Below are 25,483 nucleotides of genomic sequence, written 5' to 3' on the forward strand. Positions count from 1 at the left end.
TATTATAAATGTCAGTTACAGCTACAGATTTAGCAGAAAGAAACGCCGGAAAAGATTTATATAGTTATCAACGTGGAGCCATAAACAAGATATTTCAATGTTTTGAAGAAGCTCCAGAAGATTACCACTTATTATATCAATTACCAACTGGAGGTGGAAAAACTGTAATCTTCTCTGAAATTGTAAGACAATACCTTAAACATCATAATAAAAAGGTACTTGTTATGACACACCGTATTGAATTATGTAAACAAACATCAGGAATGCTAACTGAGTTTGGGGTGTCTAATAAAGTAATACATAGTAAAGCAAATCTAGACGATCAAGCCGACTTTAGTTGTTTTGTTGCTATGGTTGAAACTCTTAATAACCGTTTAAATGATGATAAACTAGATATTTCAGATATTGGTTTAGTTATTATTGATGAAGCGCATTACAATTCGTTTACTAAACTCTTTAAGTTTTTCGAAAAATCTTTTATTCTTGGGGTTACAGCAACGCCTTTAAGTTCTAATATTAAATTACCAATGAATGATAATTACAACGAGTTAATCGTTGGAGAATCCATTCAGTCATTAATAGAAAATAAATTCCTTGCACGTGCCGAAGTTTACTCTTACAATGTTGGTCTTACCTCGTTAGTAGTTGGAGCAAATGGAGATTATACCGTAAAATCTTCAGAAGACTTGTATACCAATAGCGATATGCTTAGCAAGTTAATTCAGGCCTATGAAGAGCGTTCTAAACATAAGAAAACTTTAATCTTTAATAACGGTATTAACACCTCGTTACATGTGTACGACACTTTCAAAGCAGCGGGATACAATGTTGCTCACTTAGACAATACAAATACTAAGAAAGAACGTAAAAAAATACTTAAATGGTTTAAAGAAACTCCAGATGCCATTCTAACATCTGTTAGTATTTTAACCACAGGTTTTGATGAACCTACTGTAGATTCTATCATATTAAATCGTGCCACAAAATCATTAACGTTATATTACCAAATGATTGGTCGTGGATCTCGTATTTTAAAAAATAAATCGACTTTTAATGTTATCGATTTAGGAAATAACTTCCATCGTTTCGGACCTTGGGGTGCAGATTTAGATTGGCAGAAGATATTTAGATCTCCTAATTTCTATTTAGACGGCATTATGAGTGACGAGGAGCTAGAAGAGAATTTTAGATACGAAATGCCAGACGACTTACGTGCTGAATTTAAAAAGTCTAACTCGGTTTACTTTGACGTTAAAAAAACCTACATAGATTCTATTAGAAAAGGAGAGTCATCAAAAGTCGTTTTAGAACGTTCAATCCATCATCACGCTTACATTTGTACAGAAAATAGCGAAGATATGTACGATGCCCTAGACTTAGCTAAAAAACTAGGAGACGATATTGATTACCGCATACAACGTTATACCAAGTGTATTAGTAAAAGTACTTATAACTTTGTAGAGTGGTTAAGAGATGATTATCGTAAAAAATTACGAGCTTATATCCGTGAACATTTTGATGATTTATTTGAAGAAATTAACGGTTATCCGCCAGAAGAATAGACTGTTCTTGCAACATCTAGGTGTATAAGTAGAGTAGAGTACTATTTTAAGTACTCATCTCGATGACCATTAAAAAATATAAAATACAAAAAAGCGTACTCAGTTTTATCTGAATGCGCTTTTCTTTTTCAACATCATCGTGCTCGAATGGATAAGAAAGCTGCAGCCTTCTAGACCTTAGGCCTCAGATTCCGATTTAAACGTCCAAGCTAAAATTCTGCTTTTCTTATTCCCCTGAGTCATAGCAATGGTTTTATGAGTAGCCTTTAATTTATCTAATTGTTTTTTTAACTTACTTAAATGTTCTTGTTTTGAAACCAAAGTTGTAAACCAAACCACTTGATTTTTAAATGCTTGACTTTGTTTTATCATACGCTTAATAAATAAAGCTTCTCCGCCATTACACCACAATTCATGTGCCTGTCCGCCAAAATTTAATTCTGCAGGTCCAGACTTTTTTAAGTTTTTTAATTTCTGTTTAGTTGTTCTTGTAGCTTCTTCTTCAGAACTAAAAAATGGAGGATTACACATTGTAAAGGAGAATTGCTCTCCAGATTTAATAATACCTTCAAAAATATTGGCATTATTAGTTTGCAAGCGAATGTCTATCTTTTTTAATAACAACGGTGTTAAACTAATATTTTGCTTTGCACAGTCTACCGCAGTTGTACTACTATCACTTCCCACCATGTTCCAATTATAAATTTGTGCACCAAGAATAGGGTAGATGGCATTAGCGCCTACACCAACATCTAAACCTTTAACAGCATCGGCTAAATTTTCAGCTTTCAATAAGTCATGTATATGGTGTATATAATCGGCTCTACCAGGAATTGGCGGACAAAGATACCCTTTAGGAATTCGCCAATCTGTCAATCCGTAATCGGCTATAAGAATGGCTTTATTTAAATGAAAAACCGCATCGCTTTTTTCAAAATGAATGGTTTTTTGTTTTGTAAGTGGACTAGTAAATACAAACGAATTTAATTTAGGATAAGCTTGTATTAAGGCATCAAAATCGTAAGATTTCTTATGCTTGTTATTAGAATGCATAGGTATAATTTATGACAAAGATAGACTAAAATTAACCAGCAATTTAGAAATCAAAAATTGTATTAAAAAGCGCTTTAATTTAATATACCTTTGCAAACAGAAATAAATACTATGGCAACATTTAAACACTTAGGTGTAAAACACGAATTTATACAAGGCTTAAAAGAATTAGGAATTAAACATCCATCAGAAATTCAAGAAAAAGCAATCCCTGTTTTATTACAATCCAAAACCGATTTTATCGGACTTGCACAAACTGGCACGGGAAAAACTGCCGCATTTGGATTGCCTATGCTTCAAAACATAGAGCCTAACTCCAACTATGTCCAAGCTTTAATTTTAGCACCAACTCGCGAACTGGTTCAGCAAATAAAAAAACAGCTATTTAAATTTACAAAATACTGTGACGCTAAAATATTTGTTGAAGGTGTTTATGGTGGGGAAAAAATAGACATCCAAATACAGAATTTAAAACGAACTACTCACATTATAGTAGCAACTCCTGGACGTTTAAACGATTTACTAGACCGAAAAGTAATTGATATTAGAAAAGTAAATACAGTTATTTTAGACGAAGCAGATGAAATGCTTAGCATGGGATTTAAAGAAGCCCTAACTAAAATCTTAACACATACGCCTAAATCTAAAAATACTTGGTTGTTTTCTGCTACAATTCCATCCGGAATTCAGCAAATTATAGACCAATATATGTCGCCTAAAGCCGTACGCGTAGTAATTAATAAAAACGAATTAGTAAATGCTAATATTTCACACCGTTATATAACTACAACAATTGAACAAAAACAAGATGTTATTGTAAACCTTTTAGAAGCACGACCAGACGATCGAGGTATAATTTTTTGTAGAACAAAAGCAGGAACCAAAACATTAACCGAATTTTTAAAAGAAGAAGGTTTTTCTGTTGAAGCTTTAGAAGGCGATATGCAACAACGTGATCGGGAAAAAGTGATGCGGGCGTTTAAAAAAGGGAATTTACAAGTTTTAGTTTCTACCGATGTTTCTGCTCGAGGTATAGACGTAAACGATTTGGCTTTTGTATTACACCACCAATTACCTGAACAATTAGAATATTATACACACCGTAGTGGCCGTACTGCACGAGCTGGAAAAACGGGACAATCTATAGCACTTATTTTAGGTAGTGAGCTAAAACGTATTCATGAGATGAATAAAGAATTGGGAATAAAATTTAAAGAGATTTCTATTTAATTATTAAATAGGTTTTCGAGCGGAGTCTAGAGCTTTTATATTCACTGACCCCAATTTCATTTGATAACTTTTAAGTTTAATAAATTTAAAAAGCCTTTATTCTAAAATAAGAATAAAGGCTTTATTATATATTGAAAATTAAATCACTAATCGTTTATTAAAGGTTTAATTACTTTTAAAAGTGTTTCTGCAACCAATTCAGACGATGCTGGGTTTTGTCCAGTAATTAAATTCCCATCGGTTACAACATGTACGCCCCAATCGTCTCCTTTAGAGTAGTGTCCTCCATTTTGTTTAAGCATGTCTTCAACTAAAAAAGGAACAACTTCAGTTAATTGCACAGCAGCTTCTTCAGAATTAGAGAACCCTGTTACATTTTTTCCTTTAACTAAAGGAAAACCCTCAACATTTTTTACATGTTTTAAAGCTGCTGGAGCGTGACACACAAATCCAATAGGTTTTTTAGCTGCGTTAAATGTTTCTATTAATTTAATAGAAGTTTCATCGTTAGCTAAATCCCAAAGTGGTCCATGACCTCCAGGATAAAATACAGCTTCGTAATCTGCCGCATTAACAGTCGATAATTTAACTGTATTTGCTATTTCATTTTGAGCTACAGCATCTGTTTCAAAACGTTTAGTTGCAGCAGTGGCCATATCTTCAGTAGCGCTATTTGGATCTATAGGTGCTTGTCCACCTTTTGGTGTTGCAATGGTGATTTCTGCGCCATTATCTAAAAGCGCATAATAAGGACTTGCAAATTCTTCAATCCAAAAACCAGTCTTTTTCCCTGTATCTCCTAATGTATCGTGAGATGTTAATACAAATAATATCTTCATAATGTGATGTTTTAAGTTAAAAGCATATGTCTGCTTAATTAATAGACCATGTGAACAATATTTTCAACATCTTCTGGCGTTAATGATTTATGTTCCCCTAAACCTAGCCAACCACGCTCTGTAAAGCGTTTAGAAATAATTTCGGCAGTACCATCAAAATCTTCAGTGTATTTAGACAGTTTTGTTTCAATACCCATCTGATTAAAAAATGATTCTGTTTTTTCTATTGCTGCATAAGCCTTATCTTCTACAGAGCCTTCGGTTATATTCCAAACACGTTCTGCATATTGTGCTAATTTTTCCTTTTTAGCTTCAAAATTATATTGATAATGACTTGGCGCAATTATAGCTAAAGTTCTAGCATGATCAATACCATATAATGCTGTTAATTCGTGCACCATTGCATGAACAGCCCAATCTGTAGGCACTCCTTTTTGTATGAGACCGTTTAGAGCCATAGTACAGCTCCACATAAAATTAGATGCAGCATTATAATCTGAAGGATCTTTAACAACTGTTGGTGCAACTTCTAAAAGCGTATTCATGATACTTTCGGCGAAACGGTCTTGTAATAAAGCACCAGCAGGGTAGGTTAAATACTGTTCTAATACATGAGTAAAAGCATCTGTAATACCATTAACCAATTGGCGTTTTGGAACAGATTTTATTACCTGTGGATCTAGGATAGAAAACTGCGGAAATAATCCAGCACCTCCCATGCCTAATTTTTCTTGTGTTTTATTATTAGTTATAACAGCTCCCGAATTCATTTCAGATCCTGTAGCTGGAAGTGTTAAAACAGTTCCGAAAGGTAATCCTTTTAATGTGGGTGTTCTATTTGCTAAAATATCCCAAGGTGTATCTCCTTTGTATAACGCAGCAGCAGACAGGAACTTTGTACCATCAATAACAGATCCGCCACCAACAGCTAATAAATAGGTAATATGTTTTTCTTTTATAACCTGTAGAGCTTCCATTAAGATTGAGTATTCTGGATTAGCAGGTATCCCACCAAACTCAAAATGCGTAATGTCTTTTAAAGCAGCTTTTACTTGATTGTAAATGCCGTTTTTCTTGATACTTCCTCCTCCATATAACACCAATACTTTAGCATCAGTAGGTAATTCTTCGGCTAACTTTACGATAGTATCTCTACCGAAAATAATTTTAGTCGGATTCTTAAATTCAAAATTATTCATAATCCTTCGTTTTTTAAATTATACTCCTATTTACTGTTGTTTGCAATCTGTATCTCTAGTATAAAATTGCTAGTATATTATTTTAAGTCTTTTAACGCTTCAATAATTGCACTTGGTTCAGATCGTGTTCTATAATCTACATTTACGTAATTCCATTTTACAACACCATCTGTACCTAATATAAATGTTGCAGGAATAGGTAAAATATTACCGTTACCGTTATTTATTTGCTCTAAATCAAGATTACGGTCTACACGCATATGTTCAGCTAAAAATTCTGGAACTTCCCAAGCTACACCGTATGCTTTAGCAACTTTTGCATCCTGGTCTGACAATACAGTAAATTCCATATTACTAATCTCGTCTTTACTTAAAGAACCATCCGGAACCTGTGGACTAATGGCTACAAGTGTTGCACCTAACTCCTGAATCTCACCTAATTTAGCTTGTAAAGCTCTTAGCTGTAAATTACAATATGGACACCAACTTCCGCGGTAAAATGTAACTACAACTGGTCCTTCTGCTAATAAGTCTTCTAAATTTGTGACTGTACCTTTGGCGTTGGGCAAATTAAAACTTGGTGCTTTCTCACCAACTTTTATAGCTAATTTACCTTGCTCTAATGCTTTAGCTTTTTCAATAATCTCATCAACACCTTTCATAAAGTCCGGATTAGCTTGTCTACCGGCTTCAATTTTAGCGTCTGTTTGTGCTCTTAAATTTTCCATGTTTTAATGTGTGTTTTTTATTTTTAAGTCTTCCTGAAGTATGAATACAGAAGCATTTTTTATCATCTTCTTATCATCATAATCATTATTCAAACTTCAGTCGAACACTTATACAATTACTAACTATGTATTAATTATAATTATGCTTTTACTATCATTTTACCTTTATTCTTTCCACTAAAAAGATCTATAAAAGCTTGTGGTGTATTTTCAAAACCTTCAACAATTGTTTCAGTATATTTTAATTTTCCTTCTGATAACCAACCTGATAATTGCGTCATGGCTTCTGGAAATTTTTCAGCATAATTAGAGACAATAAAACCTTGCATTAATGCACTATTTTTAACTAAAAAAGGTTGTACACTAAGTCCTTTTGGCAATTCGGTTTTGTTATATACTGAAATTGCTCCACAGATAATAATACGAGCAAAACGATTAATGCTAAACAGAGCTGCATCGGAAATTGGTCCGCCAACATTATCAAAATACACATCTATACCATCAGGACATGTGTCTTTAATTGCTTGTGCCATATCTTGCGTTGTGTTATAATTAATCACATCGTCAAATCCAAAATCAGATTTTAACATGTCTACTTTTTCGTCTGTACCGGCAATACCTACAACGCGTAATCCAAGAATTTTCCCTATTTGTCCAACAACACTTCCAACTGCTCCTGCAGCACCAGATACCAATAAGGTTTCTCTAGATTTAGGTTTACCTATTTCTTGTAGACCTAAAAAGGCTGTTAAACCCGTCATACCTATTACCCCTAAATAAGCGCTTAAAGGCGCACGGTCTGGACTAATTTTATTTAATCCCTCTCCATTAGATATTTGTTGTGTTTTCCACGCCAACATACCCGACACATAATCACCTTCTTTAAAGTTATTGTGTTTAGAGGCTTTAACCTGTGCTACAACACCAGAGGTAATAGGCTCGTTTAAGTTAAAAGGAGGTACGTACGATTTAGCATCGCTCATACGTCCTCTTAAATAAGGATCTACAGATATGTATTTGGTTTCTAATAACAGTTCGCCATCAGAAATACTTAATGTATTATCGTCTTTTTGAAATTCAAAATCTGATAATTTAGGCGTTCCTTCTGGTCTGCTTTTTAATATGATAGTCTGATTCATAATTTAATGTTTTAATCTATTATTTTAAATAATTGAGCCGTACTTTTTCTTACTTTAACTTGATTAGCTAACCAATCATTTGTCTCATCTCTATAACCAATTGGTAATAAAATGGCACTTCGCAATCCTTGTTCTTTTAAGCCTAAAATGGCATCTACTGCATCAGGATCAAAACCTTCCATTGGTGTAGCATCTACACCTTCGTAAGCAGCAGCTGCAATTGCATAACCAAATGCGATATAGGCTTGTTTTGCGGCATGTGTAAAATTCTCTTCGGCATCTTTTTGCGGGTAAGTGTTTAACAACATTTGTCTGTAATTTTCGAACCCTTCATTTTCATAGCCACGTACTTTATTAGTTAAATCGAAAACTTCATTAATGCGGTCTGCTGTATAAGTATCCCAAGCTGCAAATACTAATAAGTGAGAACAATCTGTAACTACAGATTGGTTCCAAGCCACAGGCTTAATTTGGGCTTTTATATCTGGATTAGTTACGACTAAAACTTCAAATGGTTGTAAACCACTAGAAGTAGGAGCTAAACGTATAGCTTCTAAAATACGATCTAATTTTTCTTGTGGTACAACTTCACCATTCATTGCTTTAGTAGCATATCTCCAATTTAATTTATCTAATAATTCCATGTGTAATAATTTGTATTAATTAAGTGTTTTTTATAGTTTAATACTCGCCCAAGCGGCTTGGTAAGCTTCGTTTAAGTGTGCTGTAGTTATTTTAAAATCGCCTCGTTTATGTGCATTTAATAAAAAAGCCAAAGGGTAAATACTAAAAGCATATAAGAGTTGGTGGGAAAGTGGCTTAATTACCTGTTCTGCAATACCACGGTCCCATAAATCGAGTAGGGGAGTTAAGTTTTTAATTCCATCTTGTCGGCTTGCTGTATCTATCATTGGTGTGTTTTCGCATTGTGATAAGAAAAACCCTTTCTCAATATCCTGTAATTTATAATCTGCCATACGTCTCCAAACCCTTTCAAAGCCAGACTCAACAGTTAGAGTGGGCGAATAAGTTTCGAAAGCATATTGCATATATTCCGCTTTTACTTCTTTATAAACCTGATTTACTAAATCTTGCTTGTTTTCAAAATAAATGTAAATTGTAGCAGGAGACACGTTTGCCATTTTGGCTATTTTAGACATGGGTGCCGCGTGAAATCCTTGGTTATTTACCAAATGAATGGTAGCTTTAACCAATGCTGCTCTTTTAATTTCACTTTTCTTTAAAACTGGCATGTTTTTTAATTTATGAGTCAAAGGTATAAAAAAAGAATAAACATTCATTTTTTAAGAATGAGTTTAAGATGAGTTTAACGTATTTCTTAATAGAAACATTTTAAATCATTTTAGGAAAGCATATATTTATCTGTTAAAAACAAAAACAAACTTTTAATAATGAACAGAATAGTAACATTTGGCGAAGTCTTAATGCGCCTGTCTCCATTGGGGAATAAAAAAATGAAGCAAACCAACTTATTAGAATATTATTTTGGAGGAACAGAGATAAACGTATCAATTTCATTAGCGAACTTTGGGAATAAAGTAAAACACATTTCATGCGTGTCTGACGATTTTATAGGCGAAACCGCTGTTGGATATTTAAGACAGTACAATGTAGATACTAGAGATATATACAGAACAAACAGACCTTTAGGTATGTATTTTTTAGAAGTTGGAGCCGTAATGCGACCAAGTACAATTGCATATAACCGTTCTAATTCTGCATTTTCGGGAGTTACTCCAGATATGGTAGATTGGGAAAAAGCCCTAGCAAAAGGAAATTGGTTTCACTGGACAGGAATTACACCCGGATTATCTAGAGGCGCTTACGAAACTTTAAAAGAAGGTTTAAAAGTCGCTAAAGCCAAAGGATTTACCATTTCCTCAGATCCGACATATAGAAGTGGTTTATGGAAATATGGTGTAGATCCTAAAGATGCTATTCAGGATTTAATGCAATATGTTACCATATTTATTGGAGGTGTTAATGAAATTAATGAAATTCTAGGCACAACATATGGTTACGATAACGACGATTTTATTGCTGCTAGTAAAGCCTTAATTGAAAAATATCCAAATGTTGAAAAAGTATTTGATAAAATTAGAATTGCCATTAATGCATCTTGGCAAAAAATTAAAGCCAGAATGTGGAATGGAGTAACATTTAAAGAAACCGAAGCTATAGAAATTACTCATATAGTAGACCGTATTGGGACTGGCGATGCCTTTGCAGCAGGAATAATTTACGGCTTATTAAACTACGACGATTTTAAAGCTATGGAATTTGCCAGCGCAGCTTGCGCATTAAAACACACATTTCCGGGAGATATTAATTATGCCACAGTAAAAGATGTAGAACATTTATTATCTGGAAATACTGGCGGACGTGTGGTACGATAAAATTAAAAGAGTGCGAGAGCATTCTTAATTTTCTATTTTACATAATATAAATTATAGAACATATTATAACAATTAACGGAATAGCGCATTTTTGAGCTATTTGACATAATTACAGATATAACAACACCCAAGTGTTTTATATCGGTAGTGATTATGTACAAGTTAATTGTGGGTTGTTAGAAGTTAATTATACGATTACAACTGTGTTCGAGCGTAGTCGAGAACAAACAAACTATGCTAAAGCATTCGTGGTATCATACTTAATTACGCATTGTTTCCAGAATTGATTTAAACGATTACAACGTGATGGTTTATACTTATGTATAAATCGTGTATTTGGAAAATTGTGTTGGGAATTTTATTTTATTGGATTCTCGTGGATTAATATTTTTTTCTTTATGATAATTTTTATAATCTTTATTGTATTAAATCTGGAATTAAATTAATTTATATCTGTCCGAACGCATTTTAAATGCTTTCTCACTTCCTTCCATCACATCACAAATCTCCTTCTTTATTTCTTCTCTTTCTACTGTACCTGAATGTAAAACAGATGTGAATTGACTTTCAGAATCCATTGAGATAATATATTCAGCATCGCCGTTAACAGGAATATTTGCGTTATGGGTAACTACAATAATTTGTCTACTACCTTTAGCTACTTTTAATCTATCTACTATTAAATCATAGACTAATCTATTATCTAAATCATCTTCTGGTTGGTCTAATAATAAAGGAATAGTTCCAAATGAAAGTAAAAAAGTTAATATTGCTGTAGTACGTTGTCCTGCGGAAGCAGTAGACAACGATTTAAACGTAATGGCGTTTTCAGGTTTATATTCTACAACTACTTCATCCTCTGGCATAAATAATTCTAATTCATCCATACCGGAATCAGTTATACTCTTAACAGCATTTTTAAAATGTCCACCAACTATATCAGCATTATCATCAAAATAATTTTTTCGGAATACATCTTTTACTTCTTTTATTTTCTGTTCTACATTACCTTGAAAACATAACTCTTTTAGCTTTTTAATATCTTCTTCAAAAGATGTGTCTTTACCTATAATCTTACGGACTTGTAACTCGAAACTTGTTTGATTTCTGAAAGGTTTAATTTTTACTCTAATTTTATCATCAGTTATATTATCATCGATAAACGTCTTACGTTTATCAGTTATATCTTTAGATAATTGAACAAATTCTTCCTGATATTTGGCTCTTTCCATACGTTCTAAACGTTCTTTTCCTTTTATAATATCGAGTGCAATTAATTCTTCTTCCTTAACTTCAATATCTTTTGATATAGCTTCATATTGGTCTATGTTTTCTACGCCTTCTCCTTCAAGTTCAGCTTTCTTTACATTATAATTAGTTATCGCTGTAGTATATGCTTGCTTCCATTGTGAAGATGTTAATTTAGTTTCTAAATCAGTTTTTATTTGTAATATAGATGTTATTAGTGCTTCATACTCCGTTGCTTTTGTAGATAGAGCTTCTTTTACTTCAGATAAAGTTGTTTTAATTTCTTCTCTATTACTTTCAGAAAAACTTACTTCATCTGGTTGTTCAATATCAAACTCCGTTTTTAGACCATCTAATTGATTAACTAATACTTGAATTTGTTCTTTATAATCGTTTAGTAATTTCTCTTCTTCCGCAAACGCTTTCTTTTCAGCCATTAATTCCTTAATACCTGCCTTATCTAAAGTCTCTAACTTCTTTTTTAAGTCATCAATATCAGTTATTAATTTAAGTCTTGATTTTAAACTTACTTGATGTGTTCTGATAGTGCTACAAGACTTCAAGAAATTCTCTTTAGCAACCTCCCTTTTATCCTTTAGTTGACTGATTTCCTCAACATTTAAATCAATTCTATCTAATAAAGCATTCGGGTCTTTTGAAATTTCAAATATTTGCTTTTGAGAATACTGTTCAAACTCTAAAAAGTTTAAGAACTCTTCATCCTCAATCTCTACCCAAACCCCTTCAACTAATTTATGTATTTTAATAGTTTGATTAAATGAAGAATTTATTTTTGATGCTTTTACACGATATAAAAAGTCTTTACGAACAAACTCTACTTCAATGGTAGATACATCATTAAACATACCTATGGACTCTGTTCCTCTTACTTCATTCGTTTTATAGAAACTATTATGTTCTTTTACTAAATCAGCAAAATTCTCAAGATTACTTGTTCGGTTAAATACACCTCTAATAAACCTTAAAATACTTGATTTACCACTACCACGACCACCAATTATAGCATTTAATTGTGGATTGAAACCAATTTTAAAAGGTTCTGTTCCTGTTAATGTAGTATTTGTTATGGTTATTGATTTTATCCAAAATTCTGGCTTATCCGTTACGGAAGTTGCATCATTAAAATCATTAACTACTCTATGTGATGGTAATAAAAACGCTTGTCTTAATCCTTCTAAAGAAGGTGTTTCGTCCATTTTTATAAACGTGAATCTTGAACCAATACCATTTAAACCGTGTTTAGAATTTTTAGGTTCGTGTGGATTATCTGAAAAAGTCAATATTGCTAAATCGTTTTCTTTGGATAGCCTAACTGTATTATACCATTTTTTTGCAGTAGCTTCATCAATTGGTAATGGCGAGTTCTCGTAATAATCATTTAGATAAGGTAGAACTGTTTTAATATTAGCATTGGTAAATTCATTCTCATAAAATAAAATGCTTTATGTACAACTTGTACTGCATTAATATCAACACGTTTATAAAAATCTATTAAGTTTTGATTACCTATTGATTCTAAACCATTGAACTCATCAATATGCGCTGGAATAACTATTCCTTGGTTTTTAAAAGCTATATCTGCTATTTCGTTAATACTCTTATCTGTTTTAGCCTCTTGAGCACCAAAATCATCTCTTTTAATTTCACATTGAATTAAAAAATCTCCAACATCTGTAGCACTTTTAGAAGGGTCAAATAATACTAATAAATGAATTTTAGAACTATCACAAGTAATTTCAACACCAGGAAATATGGTTAAATTAGTCTCTTTTGCAACTTCTTGAATTTCCTCAATACCATTAGGACTATTATGGTCAGTAACCGCAACACAATCTAACCCCTGTTCTATTGCTCTGTCAACCCATTGTTGAGCTGTTACCTCTCTATCTTGAAAACATTTACTTGCTCTTGTATGTAAATGTAAATCGCACTTATACCACCTTGCTCCATTAAAATCTTGCATATATAATAGCCCTATTGTTGTCCTTGAATTTATCACTTTTAAAAACCATAAATTATTTATTATCGTTTTTAGTATATAATCTAATTCAAAGGTAATTTTTTTAAAAGGAAATAAATTGGGAATTCTATAATTTGACTAAGAATTTAGTAAAAAAAATTCCCACTCCCCTCCTACATTCCTTCGAGCATTCTCCATACCCCCCCCTATTTTAAGAGGGATTCCCGAACAATCCCCGAAGGGTATTCGAGGAAACACCTTGATAATCAGTTATTTTACCGCTTTGAAATCTGTTTCCTTTGAGGGTTTAGTTATTTTTTTTCTTATCTTAGAATGGTGTAACCTATTAAACTACATCTTAATCACTTCTGCAACAACACCCTGAATTTTAAAATCTGTAGTTAATATTATGGGCTGATGCTTTGTATTGGTGGAATGTGGTTTCAGTACAATAGTACTACCGTTATGTCTAAACTCTTTAACCGTAGCTTCGTCATCAATTAAAGCAAGCACTAAATCACCAGTTTCAGCAGTCTGTTGGCGTTTAATAAGTAATAAATCGCCGCTATCTATACCTTTAGTATTCATAGAATCTCCTGTGGCTCGCAACAAAAAATAATCTGATGGGTTTTTAACCAATTGGGTTGCTATGGGGATTTGAGCCTCAATATGTTCTTCTGCAAAGGTAGGTAAACCACAAGCGACAGCACCAATTAAGGGAATGTTTACGGTATCACTATCAGGGTTTTTTGGACGAAACACAGCATCGTTAACATCTAACAAATCTCGTGCTTCAACGTTTAATATATGTGCAATTTCAAACAACAATTCAAGACTGGGTTGCCTCCTATTTTGTACATAAGCATTCACCATATTGTAACTCTTATTTAGCTTTTCGGCCAACCACGTTTGCTTGATGCCTTTGTCTTCTAATACCTCCTTAATACGATTCATATCAACAGTTTGATTGCCAGATACAAATATACATAATTAGTTAATACTATATCATAATATGAGATACATATTAACACTATTATGAGTTTATTTTAGTTAAAGTTTATTTCCATATACATTTAGATTGTATCTTTACCCCTCAATTATAAACACTTAAGAATGTCTTTTGAACGTGTACAAGAAAAGTTAAATATCCTTGCCGATGCCGCCAAATACGATGTGTCTTGCTCGTCTAGCGGTAGTAATAGAACCAATACTAATAAGGGTTTAGGCAATGCCTCTAATTCTGGTATTTGCCATACCTATACCGAAGATGGACGTTGTGTGTCTTTACTTAAAATACTGCTCACCAACCATTGTATTTTTGATTGTGCCTATTGTGTTACGCGTAAAAGCAACGATATTAAACGGGCGGCATTTCAAGTGCAAGAGGTTGTAGATTTAACCATAAATTTTTACAGACGTAATTATATTGAAGGGCTGTTTTTAAGTTCAGGTATTTTTAAAAGCGCCGATTATACCATGGAACGGTTAGTGGCTGTGGCTAAGAAATTACGATTAGAGGAAAACTTTAACGGCTATATTCATTTAAAATCTATTCCCGGAGCTAGTGACGAACTTATGCGGGAAGCCGGTTTGTATGCAGACCGCTTAAGTGTTAATATTGAAATCCCTACAAAACAAGGCTTAAAGCTTCTTGCTCCAGATAAAAACAGAGCCGATTTTATTAAGCCTATGGAAAAGGTTAAGAATGAAATCATTCAATATAAAAATGAAAAGAAACTGATTAAAAGCACGCCTAAATATGCGCCTGCTGGACAAAGCACGCAAATGATTGTAGGTGCTAGTGGCGAAAATGATATGCAAATCATGTACACCTCTAATTACTTTTATAAAAACTTTAATTTAAAACGGGTGTACTATTCTGGTTATGTGCCTATTAGTTACGATACGCGTTTACCACAAATAGGTACACCTGTACCCATGTTACGAGAAAACAGATTGTACCAAACCGATTGGTTATTACGCTTTTATGGCTTTAATATTGAAGAAATTTTAAATGAACAACATCAACATTTAGATTTAGATATCGATCCCAAATTAGGCTGGGCCTTGCGTAATTTACACGAATTTCCGGTAGACGTTAATACTGCCGATAAACGCATGTTGGCAAGAATTCCGGGATTAGGGATGAAATCGGTTTATAAAATATTACATGCCAGACGTTACAGACAATTAAATTGGGAACATTTAAAAGCCATAGGTGTGTCTTTAAATCGGGCAAAGTATTTCTTGATTTGTGCCTCGAACACCTTTGAAACTCGCGATTTAACGCCCGAAAAAATTAAAGGTTTAATCTTGCAAAACTCTAAAAGTAAGTATACCGATATGTTTAGTAATCAGTTAAATCTTTTTGGATAGACATCTTATGGAAACCACCTTGATTTACGATGGCTCTTATGATGGCTTTTTAACGGCGGTGTTTACGGCTTTCGAAATGAAATTAAAAGCTGTAACTATGGTAACCTCCGAACGGTTTCAGCAGCCCTTATTTGGCACCTACGAAACCGTAATAACAGACCAAGAAAAAGCCAATCGCATTTGGGCAGGACTGAAAAAGAAAATGACTGCTAACGAATTACGACGGTTTTATTACGCCTTTTTAAGTGAAAGGCCTACTATGGAAGACACTTTATATCAAGCCATAGTATATGTATTTGCGTCTAAAACAAACGTAGCCTCAGATTTTACTAACACGCATATTTTGGAAGTGTCTAAACTCACCAAACATGTAGGGCGCGAAAAACACAGAATGGAAGCCTTTGTACGATTTAAACTAACAAAAGATGGTGTCTATTTTGCCAATATAGAACCCGATTTTAATGTGCTACCGCTTATAAAAAATCATTTTAAAAAACGCTATGCCGACCAAAAATGGCTGATTTACGATTTAAAACGACAGTATGGCATCTATTATGATTTAGAACAGGTAGACGTGATTAGCTTAGAATTTGATACAGATTTCGACCCGTCTAAAACATCGACTGCATTGTTTGCAGAGGTTGAATTAGAATTTCAGCAATTGTGGAATGATTATTTTAAGAGTACAAATATTGCATCTCGAAAAAACATGAAACTACATATTAAACATGTGCCTAAACGCTATTGGAAATATTTAAGTGAGAAGCAGTAGAACGATATTAGTATATTGTTTTCTTATAATATTGTGTGTTTAAAATAAAAGCTTCTCGACTCTACTTCGACTTCGCTCAGTACAGGCTGCTCGAAGACCGATGTAATGACATATTATGTTTTTAAAGGGTGTTCGAGCATTAGTGAGAAAGCATAGTAAGATGCTTACAAAGCTTGCGAACGAAGTTTGAGGAGAATAATGATTTTGTTACTGTTAAAATTCTTAGGGTTATTTATAATACAAACTTCTCGACTCTACTTCGACTTCGCTCAGTACAGGCTGCTCGAAGACCGATTAAATCATGTGTTGAGTTTTTCATGGTGTTCGAGCGGAGTCGAGAACCATTTAACTTTACTTTTTATTCTTAAAATGTGAATCATTTTTACATTCTGATAATCTTGGTAATAGTTCCCAATTGTCATTTATTACAGCTTGCTTCTTATCATGAGACCATTTCTTTATTTTCTGTTCGTAATAATAAGCATCTTCAATATTTAGAAAATACTCCTGAAAAACCAAATGAACAGGTAATCTTGTTTTAGTATAATTTGCCCCTTTCCTAGATTGATGCTCAATAAGCCTTTTTACTAAATCCCTAGTACTTCCTGTATAGTAAGTACCATCTGAACATTGTAATATATATAGATATCCAGGCATAATGTTGTGTGTTTAGAATAAAAGCTTCTCGACTTTACTTCGACTTCGCTCAGTACAGGCTGCTCGAAGACCGGTGCAATGACATATTACGTTTAAGGGTGTTCGAGCATTAGTGAAAAAGCATAGTAAGATGCTTACGAAGCTAGTGAACGAAGTTTACCGAGAACTTAAGAATGTAATTATTATGTCAATAAATTTAATGATTTCTACACTTAACTAATCTAAAAGAGCAAAGTCGAGAACTAAACATATGATAATTAGTATAACATAAAAACAATATAATGCTATAACTAATAATACAATCTAAAATCTAGTAATTTACAGACGGCATAATGTCTTTGGTGTAATTCTTCAACTACCTCAAACATATCATCATCTTCATTAAATAAATTAAAAAACACCTTATCTAGATTTGCACTAGAGATGCCATTATAAGAATTTCCATAACCAGACACCCCTTTGGCGCCTGTAATATCTAAAAAATACTGTGCTTCCTCGTCGTCTAAATCTAAGACTTTGGCATTAGAAAAATGTAGAATCTTTCCGCTTAATCGGCCTTCAAAAAGTTCGGCAATCTCTTGTAAACTATAGTAATAATCGTTTAAACAAATGCTGTTGGCTTCTCCAGGCATCACCAGGTATATAATTTCATAATCCTTAAAATTATGGTCGTCTAAAACCAAACTGTTTAAACGTTCCTCTAAGCCTTCAATGGTGTCGCAGGTATTATATATACTTGCAATGCCGAAATTTATAACCAAATGTTCCAAACTTTCTTGAGCTTCAGTAACACTTTCGGTGTCTACATCAGGAACAGCTTCTAAGCAATAAATGAAATACTCTGAATCTGTTGAGTGGTTTTGAGGATATTTTGAATGTCTATCTAACAAGCTTATAAATTTATATAATTGTATGTATGGCGCGAAATTAAAACAACGCTTCTAGTTTTTACATTGTTTTTAGATAAAATTAAATTAAAGGTTTCTCAACTCTACTTCGACTTCGCTCAGTACAAGCAGCCCGCAGACCGTTATAATGAATACTATACGTTTAGGGTATTCGCACATATTTAAGACAGCATAATACGATATTGCAGAAGCAAGGAAACGCAGTTTACCCCTTTTCTAGCTGAACCTCCCTCCTAACTATAATTCTGCTTTTAATTTGGATTTCAATAATGCTACATCTAAAGATTCTAGCAACGGAATTAAATTAGGGTACATTTTTTTATGATAACCAAAACGTTTGTCGGTAAATTCTGCAATTGCTTTATCTTTACTCCAGTTTTCGAATACCATCCGAGATGCCGCAACAATAGCTCCTGTACGGTCTGAACCATGCCAACAATGTATTAATACAGGTTGCTCAGCCTGTTGTATGGTTTGTAATGCCGTAAAAATATCATCTACATCTAATTCTCCAGCTTTTAGTGGTAAATTATATAACTCTAAATCGAGCCCTTTTAGTTTTTGTTCATCTGTCGGTTTTCGTCTAAAATTTATAACCGATTGAATCCCTAATGATTCTAGGTCTTTCATCCCTTTTTTAGAAGGTTGTTCAGAGCGATACAAATTATCATTCAGTTTATAAAGATTATGAAAATGGGACGATTCTATCTGTTGAAACGGTAATTCTTGCGCATGAGATGTTGGTACGAAACATACAACACTTAACATGAATAAAAAGATAACCCGATTGTTTTTAAAAGTAGTTTGCATAAATGTATTTAATTCTAACTTAGTTATAACACACAAAGTGCTTAAAGAGATAACTCAGAACAGTGTTTATATTATAAATATGGTGTGTTTTTGTGTGACTTAATCAAAAACTCTGCCATAGCATGATTGTAAAGATCATGTTGTTTTGTAAATCTATAACGTTCGAGCGAAATCAAAAACAAAACATTATTATTAACCCATCTTTAATCATTCACAAAAAGATTAGTAAAACGTAAAAAGCCTACCAAACGGTAAGCTTTTTAAATGTTTAACTGTATTTAAATCTATTCGTCTTCGTCTAACAACAAATTTAAAGTCACGGTAATATTATCGCGAGTGGCTTTACTAAACGGACACATCTCGTGAGCTTTTTCTACTAAGTCTTCACCTGTTTCAAGATCAACACCTGGGATGTAACAATCTAGAGTTGCTTCAAGAAAAAACCCTTCTTTATCTTTACAGAAACCAATAATTGCAGTTACACTTAATGCCTCTTCATCTATCTCTACACCTTCACTCTTAGCAACAGCTTGTAAAGCACCTCCAAAACAAGCAGCAAATGCAGCTCCAAATAATTGCTCTGGGTTTGCTCCTGGTCCTCCATCGCCTCCCATAGATTCTGGTACAGATAAATTAAAATCAATAGGACTGTGTTCAGATTTTACATAACCTTTCCTACCTCCTGTTGCAACTGTAGTTGCTTCGTATAATGTTTTCATTATTTTTAGTTTTATAATTTATTACTAAATATAAGATGATATCTTATTTTAATACAAGTAAAACTCTTAAATTTCTATTAAATTATAATTTTAACTACACATACATACACACCAAATCTGTATAAATTAAACAGATAATTAGGTCTAAATATATTCTAAACCTTCTGTTTTTTAAGACTTTATTTTAATCGAAAATCACATATTATTATATCTTACTTTTAACTTATTCATTAACCCTTTGTTCTTACTATTTTTGGTATAGTTTAATAATCTTAATTATAGAGCTTTATAATATAAAAATAGAAAAGCCACATTTTACTGTGGCCTTTCCTGCTATTAATCAATAATTTGGGAGACAATTATTAATTAAGCAATTATTTTTTAAATGACATTAACATTAAACGTTCCATTTGATCTGATATAAAGAATAACTGCTTCATCTGAAGTATTAGATATCTTATGAGTAGAATTTTTTACCATCCCAAAATACGAGCCTGGTTCTAATAGTAAACTCGATGTACTTCCTTCCAAACTATGATTAATGGTTCCTTGAATAACTACTGCTCTAAAAACTGAACATAAACTCTTGATATTGCCATTAAAATGAGCAGGTATTTTAAGCATACTACCATGAAGTTCACCTGCGAAGTAATTTCCCCATAAAGCAACAGACTGCACTCCACTATTGTTATCAATCCAATTAATATCTGAAGCATTTAACCACACTAAATTAGATGCATGTACATTTAACGAATGTAAGTCTGTACTAAAAGCGTCACTTTTAGGCTGTACCAAATAAGGGCCTTTTTCAATTTCTATATAAGCCAAATTAGTAGTTCCTGAAGCAGAAGTAATATGAGGTTCGCCAGCAGGTTGTTGCCAATATGAAGCTGTTGGTAACCACATATTTTTAGCGTTTTCATCAGCATTATGTACAGCACCATAAATTACCACTCCTCTATACGTTATATTATGAATGTGTGGAGGCGAAGAAAAGCCTGTATTAAATTTTACTAAAAAACCAGATGCAGAAGTTTCTGTTCGGTCTCCCCACAATTGTCCTGCAGCAGGACTTTTATCGCCACGTAATGGATTTAACAGGCCCCAATTTACCTGATCTAAAGTAACGACATCATTATTAGACGTTTCAGTAAACGATTTTGATGTTTGCGCATTTGCACACACAACAGAAATGAATAATACATGTAAAATATATTTTTTCATGCCCATAAACATAATATTTTCTGACTAAATTTCAGTAAAAATTTCGTGTGCAGTCAGTCTTGATTTTGGAGTTTTTTCTGTAGCATTAAAATCTGATTCTGCACGATAGCCTATAGACACAGCTACTAATGCTGTATATCCTTTTTCTCGTAACCCAAACTCTTCGTCTAAAGCCTTTACATCTATGCCCTCCATTGGTGTGGCATCTATATTTAAACTCGCAACACCTAATAAAAAGTTCCCAATATTTAGATACACTTGCTTTTCCATCCAATGTTGAAGATCTTTTAAATCGTATTTATGTATTCCTGCAAATGCTTTTACAGCACCTAAAAATCCGTTTTTAATATCTGTACTAGGAAATCGACCATTTTTATCATCTGTATCTGCTATGTGTTTAAAGTACTCATCATCGGCATCTGTTTTTACACAGAATAAAACTACAGCAGATGCATTTGTAACTTTAGGTTCATTAAACTTAAAAAAGCCTTGTGTTCCTTTTGCTATACGAGCTTTCCCTGCTTCTGTTTCTGCAATTATAAAATGCCAAGGCTGAAGATTTACGCTAGACGGAGTCATTCTTAGCAAATTTTTAATTTCTGCCATATCAGATGTCGAAATCTTTTTTGTTGGATCAAATTCTTTAGTGGTATACCTCCAATTTAAAATATCTTGTAAATTCATTTCTATAAATTTATAATTATACTATCATTTTTATAGTAGCAAAAGTATGTATTGTAATTGTGCTTCACAATAACGGTCAAAAAGGATAGTATAAAAACAAAACCACAAATACATAACTTACAGGTGTTTAAAATCAAAAATTGACTATAAAAAGTATAGTTGCATACCTAATTATTGTATTATACCTTTGTAAATTAAAACGCAATTTTATGTTTACATTTAAAGGAAAAGATTATCCCTGTTGTGCAAGTTTAACCATGGGCATTATTGGAGGAAAATGGAAAACTGTAATATTATATCATTTAATTAAAGGGCCATTACGTTATAATGCATTACGAAAAGAAATGCCAACGGTTACCGAACGTACATTAAGTTTACAACTTAAAACATTAGAAGAAGATGGCATTATTAGTAGAAAAGTTTACACTTCTAAACCGCCTTTAAAAGTTGAATATGCATTAACAGATTTTGGCAAAACGCTAATTCCTATAATTCAATCTATAGCAGATTGGGGTGATTATGTTGTTGCACTTCACTCAAAAAACAGTTAATAATATATTATTTGTCTTTCTAAAACTATAAATCATAAACTCGATGTCATTGGTGTAAATTATATTAACAAATTCACTAGTATTATTAATAAGTTGAGAGGACGTTATTTTCAATCTAACATGTATTTCTCATAAAAACCAATTAAAAATATATAATTCGTAATTTCAGACTTAAACCGTAAAATAACTAAAGCGTAACTCCAGCTTTTCAACTCCATTTTTATATTTTAGAAGATTAAACGTTTTAATCTCCTTTATGAAAACATTTATTCCGCTTATTATAGTTTTAATATTGGTAAGTTGCAATACGTCTTCAAACCAAAAAAAAGAAACTTCAAATCTTCTAGAAGAACCATTACAAACAACTCCAATATATACTGTTCCAAAATTAGATTTAGCACATGCCAATAGGCTAGCCAAATTACCTTTACATTGTATAAATACAGAATATCCAAATAAATTAAATCAGACATTAGGAACACCTGAAGACTTACAAGAACCTCATGTGTTACACCCTGCTTTTTATGGTTGTTTCGATTGGCATTCTGCAGTTCATGGACATTGGAGTTTAGTACGTTTATTAAAATCGTTTCCAGATTTAGACAATGCAGATGAAATTAAACAACAGTTACTCAATAATATATCAAAAGAAAATATTGCTTTAGAAGTCGCCTATTTTAAAAGCAATCACAACAAAAATTACGAACGTACTTATGGATGGGCATGGTTATTAAAATTAGCAGAAGAATTACATACTTGGGACGATACTACTGCTAGAACATTAGAAACAAATTTACAACCTTTAACAAATCTTATTGCTGAAAAGTTTATAACATTCTTACCCAAACTTAATTACCCGCAACGTATTGGCACACATACAAATACTGCTTTTGGATTATCTTTTGCTTTCGATTATGCTAAAACCGTAAACCATACCGCTTTAAAGACGGCCATTACAGACCGTGCTAAACAATTTTATTTAACCGATAGCAATTGCCCTATGAATTGGGAACCTAGTGGTAGTGATTTTTTATCGCCATGTTTAGAAGAAGCGGCTTTAATGAAACGATTGCTTACGACAACCGAATTTTTAAAATGGATTCATACATTTTTGCCTGAATTAGAGGATAAAAATTATAGTCTAGAACCCGGTATCGTTTCCGATAGAACAGATGGACATTTAGTACATTTAGATGGTTTAAATTTTTCTAGAGCTTGGAGCTTTTATAAAATAGCTGAAGGGATGCCAGAATTTAATCATTTAAAAAACATAGCTCATAATAGTATTAATTATTCTTTACCAAGCATATTTTCTGACAGTTACGAAGGCGGACATTGGCTAGGAAGTTTCGCTATTTATGCATTAAATACAGTATCTAATTCTAAATAAAAAAGGGGTTATAGCCCTATATAATTTTGAAAAATTGGTTTAAAAACATAGGTCCAGGACCATTAGTTGCAGCAGCTTTTATAGGCCCTGGTACAGTAACAGTATGCACATTAGCTGGAGTTTCTTTTGGATTCTCTTTACTTTGGGCAATGGTTTTATCTGTAATTTCTACTATTGTTTTACAAGAAATGTCGGCTAGACTAGGTATTATTACCCAAAAAGGATTATCTGAAATTATTAGAACAGAAATTAAGCAACCTGTTTTTAAAATTTTAGCTATAGCTTTAATATTATCTGCTATCGTAATAGGAAACGCTGCTTACGAAGCTGGAAATATTAGTGGTGGCGTTTTAGGGTTAGAAACTATTATTGGACCACACAATTTATATCTTTTAGGTTATACTATTAATACACATAGTTTACTTATTGGTGGTATTGCTACTTTTATATTATACCTAGGAAATTATAAAATTTTAGAACGCATTTTAGTAGCCTTAGTAACACTAATGAGTTTGGCGTTTTTACTCACAGCAATTATTACCAAACCCAATCTAATTGCGGTCTTAAAAGGTGCTTTTATCCCTGAAGTTACTAAAGATAGTTTACTTACCATAATAGCATTAATCGGTACAACTGTTGTTCCCTATAATTTGTTTTTACATGCATCTTTAGTAAAACAGAAATGGCACACACCAAACGATTTAAAGTTTGCTAGAAAAGACACTATAATTGCAGTAATTTTAGGCGGTCTAGTTTCAATGTGTATCATGATTTCTGCAGCTTCTATACAAACCTCTGAAATACATAATGCAATAGATTTAGCTAAAGGACTAGAACCTTTATTTGGACATTTAGCAAAATACTTTTTAGCTATAGGTTTATTTGCTGCCGGAATAACCAGTGCTATAACAGCACCTTTAGCAGCGGCATTTGTTATGAGTGGTTGCTTAGGTTGGAAAGACAATATGCACACCTTAAAATTTAAAAGTGTTTGGGGAAGTATAATATTACTCGGAGTTATATTTTCATCTTTAGGAATTAAGCCCATTGAAATTATAACATTTGCACAGGTAACTAATGGTATATTACTACCTGTAATTGCTGGGTTTTTGATTTGGATTATGAATAAAACTTCTATTTTAGGAAATTACAAAAACACCCTAAAACACAATATTTTTGGAGGTATTATTTTAATAATTAGTATCTTGTTATCTGTTGCAACACTAAATAAAGTTTTTCAATTAAACCTGTTTTAAACATGCAAAATTGTATTGACATTAATGCTGATGTTGGTGAAGGTCTTCATAACGAATCTGAACTTATGCCCTATATCTCGTCTTGTAATATTGCTTGCGGTGGGCACGCTGGAGACGTTAAAACCATGAGAACTGTTGCCTTGTTGGCAAAAAAAAATGGGGTAAAAATTGGAGCACACCCGTCTTTTCCTGATCAAAAAAATTTTGGCAGACGCCCACTAGATATCTCAAGTGTATCCTTATTTAATTCCATAAAAAAACAAATAATAGCATTAATTGCCGTGTTAGACACAGAACATTTGCACTTACATCACATTAAACCTCATGGAGCGCTTTACAATATGGCTGCCGTAGATGAAAAGATTGCAAGCGTAATTATTGAAGTCTTAAAATGTTTGATGCTTCGAGTAAAATTATACGTCCCTTATAATTCTATTATCGCTACTTTGGCTATTAAAAATCAGATCCCTATTGTTTATGAAGCTTTTGCAGATAGAAATTACAACTCCAATTTAACACTTGTCGCTAGAACAGAGCCCAATGCATTGATTGACGATGCAAATTCTATGTATGAACATGTGTTTAATATCATTACTAAAGAACAAGTAAAAACCATAACAGGCTCTTTTGAAAGTATAAAAGCAGATACATTTTGTGTACATGGCGATACCCCAAAAGCTTATGAGTTATTACATGCACTCACCACGCGTTTGACGCATCAGGGAATAAAAATTAGATAA

At 32.8% G+C, this 25,483-nt stretch carries 23 protein-coding genes and 2 pseudogenes; 9 read left to right on the top strand and 16 right to left on the bottom strand.

All coding sequences use genetic code 11. The features are described from left to right. The first annotated feature begins 8 nt into the window (after positions 1 to 8). On the top strand, positions 9 to 1,562 hold the full coding sequence (locus FNB79_RS13100; protein ID WP_143381738.1) for a DEAD/DEAH box helicase: 1,554 nt from the start codon (positions 9 to 11) through the stop codon (positions 1,560 to 1,562). Between the two features lie 177 nt (positions 1,563 to 1,739). Here the strand turns inward: FNB79_RS13100 and rlmF are convergent, their stop codons facing one another. Continuing rightward, positions 1,740 to 2,615: a 23S rRNA (adenine(1618)-N(6))-methyltransferase RlmF gene (gene rlmF, locus FNB79_RS13105; RefSeq protein WP_143381739.1), complete on the bottom strand. Its 876-nt coding sequence runs from the start codon at positions 2,613 to 2,615 to the stop codon at positions 1,740 to 1,742. A 111-nt stretch (positions 2,616 to 2,726) separates the two neighbouring features. Here rlmF and FNB79_RS13110 point away from each other — a divergent pair, with 111 nt between their 5' ends. Beyond that, positions 2,727 to 3,845 (top strand): DEAD/DEAH box helicase, encoded by a 1,119-nt coding sequence (locus FNB79_RS13110; protein WP_143381740.1) that lies wholly within the window; start codon positions 2,727 to 2,729, stop codon positions 3,843 to 3,845. Between the two features lie 146 nt (positions 3,846 to 3,991). Here FNB79_RS13110 and FNB79_RS13115 read toward each other — a convergent pair whose 3' ends face one another. The 6 genes from FNB79_RS13115 to FNB79_RS13140 all read right to left on the bottom strand — a co-directional run bounded on the left by FNB79_RS13115 (position 3,992) and on the right by FNB79_RS13140 (position 9,003). Further along, entirely contained in the window at positions 3,992 to 4,684 is a 693-nt protein-coding gene (locus FNB79_RS13115) for a type 1 glutamine amidotransferase domain-containing protein (protein ID WP_143381741.1), read from the bottom strand. A gap of 38 nt (positions 4,685 to 4,722) precedes the next feature. Further along, on the bottom strand, positions 4,723 to 5,883 hold the full coding sequence (locus tag FNB79_RS13120; RefSeq protein WP_143381742.1) for an iron-containing alcohol dehydrogenase: 1,161 nt from the start codon (positions 5,881 to 5,883) through the stop codon (positions 4,723 to 4,725). A 77-nt stretch (positions 5,884 to 5,960) separates the two neighbouring features. Next, positions 5,961 to 6,611, bottom strand: a complete 651-nt coding sequence (locus tag FNB79_RS13125) for a peroxiredoxin-like family protein (RefSeq protein ID WP_143381743.1) — start codon at positions 6,609 to 6,611, stop codon at positions 5,961 to 5,963. 140 nt (positions 6,612 to 6,751) lie between these two features. After that, a complete protein-coding gene (locus FNB79_RS13130; protein ID WP_143381744.1) occupies positions 6,752 to 7,750 on the bottom strand; it encodes an NADP-dependent oxidoreductase in 999 nt (332 codons plus the stop codon). Between the two features lie 11 nt (positions 7,751 to 7,761). Next, positions 7,762 to 8,394: a nitroreductase family protein gene (locus tag FNB79_RS13135; protein ID WP_143381745.1), complete on the bottom strand. Its 633-nt coding sequence runs from the start codon at positions 8,392 to 8,394 to the stop codon at positions 7,762 to 7,764. A gap of 30 nt (positions 8,395 to 8,424) precedes the next feature. Further along, complete coding sequence (locus tag FNB79_RS13140; RefSeq protein ID WP_143381746.1) at positions 8,425 to 9,003, bottom strand: TetR/AcrR family transcriptional regulator; 579 nt, start codon at positions 9,001 to 9,003, stop codon at positions 8,425 to 8,427. A gap of 159 nt (positions 9,004 to 9,162) precedes the next feature. Here FNB79_RS13140 and FNB79_RS13145 point away from each other — a divergent pair, with 159 nt between their 5' ends. Continuing rightward, positions 9,163 to 10,167 carry a sugar kinase gene (locus FNB79_RS13145; RefSeq protein WP_143381747.1) on the top strand — a complete coding sequence of 335 codons (1,005 nt, stop codon included), beginning with the start codon at positions 9,163 to 9,165 and terminating at the stop codon, positions 10,165 to 10,167. Between the two features lie 437 nt (positions 10,168 to 10,604). Here the strand turns inward: FNB79_RS13145 and FNB79_RS13150 are convergent. The 3 genes and pseudogenes from FNB79_RS13150 to FNB79_RS17405 form a co-directional block, all read right to left on the bottom strand. Beyond that, a pseudogene (locus FNB79_RS13150) lies at positions 10,605 to 13,399 on the bottom strand (TrlF family AAA-like ATPase). 348 nt (positions 13,400 to 13,747) lie between these two features. Continuing rightward, positions 13,748 to 14,158 (bottom strand): transcriptional repressor LexA, encoded by a 411-nt coding sequence (gene lexA, locus FNB79_RS13160; RefSeq protein ID WP_246073371.1) that lies wholly within the window; start codon positions 14,156 to 14,158, stop codon positions 13,748 to 13,750. 15 nt (positions 14,159 to 14,173) lie between these two features. Further along, positions 14,174 to 14,350: pseudogene (locus tag FNB79_RS17405) on the bottom strand (helix-turn-helix transcriptional regulator); the annotation flags it as partial. Positions 14,351 to 14,509: 159 nt separating this feature from the next. On the opposite strand from FNB79_RS17405, the gene FNB79_RS13165 reads away from it, so the two are divergent. After that, positions 14,510 to 15,772 (top strand): putative DNA modification/repair radical SAM protein, encoded by a 1,263-nt coding sequence (locus tag FNB79_RS13165; protein ID WP_143381751.1) that lies wholly within the window; start codon positions 14,510 to 14,512, stop codon positions 15,770 to 15,772. Between the two features lie 7 nt (positions 15,773 to 15,779). Then, positions 15,780 to 16,544 carry a TIGR03915 family putative DNA repair protein gene (locus tag FNB79_RS13170; RefSeq protein WP_143381752.1) on the top strand — a complete coding sequence of 255 codons (765 nt, stop codon included), beginning with the start codon at positions 15,780 to 15,782 and terminating at the stop codon, positions 16,542 to 16,544. 351 nt (positions 16,545 to 16,895) lie between these two features. Here the strand turns inward: FNB79_RS13170 and FNB79_RS13175 are convergent, their stop codons facing one another. From FNB79_RS13175 to nfsB, 6 genes are all read right to left on the bottom strand, one after another. Continuing rightward, complete coding sequence (locus FNB79_RS13175; protein WP_143381753.1) at positions 16,896 to 17,201, bottom strand: GIY-YIG nuclease family protein; 306 nt, start codon at positions 17,199 to 17,201, stop codon at positions 16,896 to 16,898. 290 nt (positions 17,202 to 17,491) lie between these two features. After that, positions 17,492 to 18,091: a DUF6642 family protein gene (locus FNB79_RS13180; RefSeq protein WP_143381754.1), complete on the bottom strand. Its 600-nt coding sequence runs from the start codon at positions 18,089 to 18,091 to the stop codon at positions 17,492 to 17,494. 255 nt (positions 18,092 to 18,346) lie between these two features. Next, positions 18,347 to 18,919 carry a tyrosine-protein phosphatase gene (locus FNB79_RS13185; protein WP_143381755.1) on the bottom strand — a complete coding sequence of 191 codons (573 nt, stop codon included), beginning with the start codon at positions 18,917 to 18,919 and terminating at the stop codon, positions 18,347 to 18,349. A gap of 284 nt (positions 18,920 to 19,203) precedes the next feature. Further along, complete coding sequence (locus tag FNB79_RS13190) at positions 19,204 to 19,638, bottom strand: Ohr family peroxiredoxin (protein WP_143381756.1); 435 nt, start codon at positions 19,636 to 19,638, stop codon at positions 19,204 to 19,206. Positions 19,639 to 20,019: 381 nt separating this feature from the next. Beyond that, on the bottom strand, positions 20,020 to 20,862 hold the full coding sequence (locus tag FNB79_RS13195; RefSeq protein WP_143381757.1) for a DUF4437 domain-containing protein: 843 nt from the start codon (positions 20,860 to 20,862) through the stop codon (positions 20,020 to 20,022). A 24-nt stretch (positions 20,863 to 20,886) separates the two neighbouring features. After that, on the bottom strand, positions 20,887 to 21,546 hold the full coding sequence (gene nfsB, locus FNB79_RS13200) for an oxygen-insensitive NAD(P)H nitroreductase (protein ID WP_143381758.1): 660 nt from the start codon (positions 21,544 to 21,546) through the stop codon (positions 20,887 to 20,889). Positions 21,547 to 21,755: 209 nt separating this feature from the next. Here nfsB and FNB79_RS13205 point away from each other — a divergent pair, with 209 nt between their 5' ends. From FNB79_RS13205 to pxpA, 4 genes are all read left to right on the top strand, one after another. Then, positions 21,756 to 22,097 (top strand): winged helix-turn-helix transcriptional regulator, encoded by a 342-nt coding sequence (locus tag FNB79_RS13205; RefSeq protein ID WP_143381759.1) that lies wholly within the window; start codon positions 21,756 to 21,758, stop codon positions 22,095 to 22,097. 256 nt (positions 22,098 to 22,353) lie between these two features. Then, positions 22,354 to 23,487: a DUF2891 domain-containing protein gene (locus FNB79_RS13210; protein WP_143381760.1), complete on the top strand. Its 1,134-nt coding sequence runs from the start codon at positions 22,354 to 22,356 to the stop codon at positions 23,485 to 23,487. Positions 23,488 to 23,510: 23 nt separating this feature from the next. Beyond that, entirely contained in the window at positions 23,511 to 24,743 is a 1,233-nt protein-coding gene (locus tag FNB79_RS13215; RefSeq protein ID WP_143381761.1) for an Nramp family divalent metal transporter, read from the top strand. A gap of 2 nt (positions 24,744 to 24,745) precedes the next feature. Continuing rightward, the gene (gene pxpA / locus FNB79_RS13220; protein ID WP_143381762.1) at positions 24,746 to 25,483 is read left to right on the top strand and encodes a 5-oxoprolinase subunit PxpA; all 738 of its coding nucleotides are present in this window, start codon (positions 24,746 to 24,748) and stop codon (positions 25,481 to 25,483) included.

The organism is Formosa sediminum (assembly GCF_007197735.1).
Lineage (GTDB): Bacteria > Bacteroidota > Bacteroidia > Flavobacteriales > Flavobacteriaceae > Formosa > Formosa sediminum.